Source organism: Falsihalocynthiibacter sp. CO-5D18, assembly GCF_041205445.1.
GTDB lineage: Bacteria > Pseudomonadota > Alphaproteobacteria > Rhodobacterales > Rhodobacteraceae > Falsihalocynthiibacter > Falsihalocynthiibacter arcticus.
The window spans coordinates 1-243 of the sequence record NZ_JBGFCF010000127.1; the positions used below are offsets into that span (position 1 = coordinate 1).

At 58.8% G+C, this 243-nt stretch carries 1 protein-coding gene; it reads right to left on the bottom strand.

All coding sequences use genetic code 11. The features are described from left to right. The coding region (locus tag AB9F27_RS22210; RefSeq protein WP_369758248.1) for a helix-turn-helix domain-containing protein at positions 1-217 on the bottom strand (217 nt) is incomplete at its 3' end. Positions 218-243: the final 26 nt, after the last annotated feature.

The following is a 243-nucleotide window of genomic DNA, read 5'->3' on the forward strand; positions in this document are numbered from 1 at the left end:
CTTGGTCTGAAGCCACCGCCCGATATCCAGCAGGCCCACCATTGCGCCTAACCTCGCGGCTGATGGTCGACGGGGAGCGCCCTAATTGGTGCGCTATCATGCGTAGTGAACATTTGATGCTCAGCCCACGCGATATTTCCTCCCGCTCAAAAAGGTTCAAAGCACGGGTGCTACGCTTGCGATCTGGTGGGCGGATGCCACCCGTCGGCGAAATCACCGAAAAGACCGACGAGGAGGGCCTAT